1 protein-coding gene is annotated in these 1546 nt (G+C 64.5%); it reads right to left on the bottom strand.

Translation table 11 applies throughout. The features are described from left to right. The coding region (locus EN993_RS35645) for an AMP-binding protein (RefSeq protein ID WP_164758056.1) at positions 1–1434 on the bottom strand (1434 nt) is incomplete at its 3' end. Between the last annotated feature and the right edge of the window lie 112 nt (positions 1435–1546).

The raw sequence follows: 1546 nt of genomic DNA, 5'->3' as shown, positions 1-1546 counted from the left end.
GGCCTTCAGAGCGTCAGCCCGGAACAAGGCTCCCTGCTTCATCACGACGAAGGCGGCAATCGAGTGCGCATTCTGGCGGAGTTCGGTGATGACGGCGGCTTCATCCACCGTTGGAAGCTGCAGGAGAGCCTGCTCGATTTCCCGCGTTTCGACGCGATAGCCGCGAACCTTGACCTGGTCGTCGCGGCGCCCGAGGAATTCAAGACTGCCATCGCTCGACAAACGGCCGATGTCGCCGGTGTGAAACAGGCGCTGGTCGGGGAAACCGGGAGCGTCGCGAAAATATTTCGCCGTTTCGGAAGGCTGGCGCCAATAGCCGTCGGCCAGAAAGGCACTGCGCACGACGAGTTCGCCGACAGCGCCCGGTTCGACCGGTTGCCCGTCCTCGTCGACGACCAGAAGAAACTTGTCGGCGACGGGTCGAGGCGCTGGCACCGTGCCTGGCGCAGGTGTCTCGCCCGGAGCCACCGATGCCACGGCGATGTGGCCGGCCTCGGTGGAAGAGAAACGATGGCGCAAGTCGCAGGACAGGGCGAAGTGGCGGCGCCATAGCTCGATGTCGGAAGCAATGACCGTCTGGCCTGCCAGCGCCACCAGCCGGACCGAGGGATGCAGGCCCTGGCCGTCGATCATCTCCAGATATTTGCGAAACAGCATGACGGGCGGGTGCAGCAGCGTGATGCGACGCTCGTCGATCCACGCGCCGAGATCGCCGAGACCGCGCGATGCGGCATCGTAGAGTTCCAGCGTGGCTCCATTTAGCAGCGCGCCGAAGACATCCGCCTCCGACGAGGCGAAACTGCAATAGGTCAGAAGAGACTGCCGGTCTGTGGGGGCCAACCCGTCATACCCTGCACAAAGCCAGGCCCTGTGCAGCACGGTGCGATGGCTTTTGACCACACCTTTCGGCCGCCCGGTGCTTCCCGATGTGTAGAAGATCGCGGCCGGGTCACGCGGCTCGACTGGAACGTGCAGCGCATCGGCGGAGTACCGCGCGTCGATGTCTTCCAGCAGCAGAAGCCGGCTTTCATCGCCGACAAGGTCCCGCGCTGCTGCAGCGTGAGCTGCGTCGGTCAGCAGCAGGTCCGGGGCGGCATCGCCGATGATGTCACGTTGCGCTTTGAGCGGCATAGCCGGATGGACGCACAGGAACGCCTTCGCCGCCTTGAGCACGGCCAGCGCGCATATCACCATCTCGGGCGAATGGTCGACAAGATAGGCGACGCATCCGTTCCCCGGCTGCGTGCGCTCGAGGATCGCCCGGGCCAGTTGATTGGTCCGCCGGTCGACCTCATCATAGGTCCATGGCCGGTCGCCGCCACCAATCGCCACGTGCGAGGCAAAGCTGCGCACCACTTTGTCGAAACGCGCCGGGATGCTCCCGTCCAGCTCGCTTCGATCGAATGTCGGCAGCTCAGCCATGGCTTTCGGCAAGCTGGTTTTCCCCGACGATCTCCAGTCCGGGATCGAACCCGGCCTTGCGGGCGTAGGCGAGGAGTGCCTTGTAAGTCGATGACCTCAGCCGCACACCTAGGCTCAGGCTCTC

It is taken from the genome of Mesorhizobium sp. M7D.F.Ca.US.004.01.2.1, assembly GCF_003997785.1.
Classification (GTDB): Bacteria; Pseudomonadota; Alphaproteobacteria; order Rhizobiales; family Rhizobiaceae; genus Mesorhizobium; species Mesorhizobium loti.
Note: the sequence above shows the minus strand (reverse complement) of the source record. Positions and strands in the feature narration are given on the sequence as shown.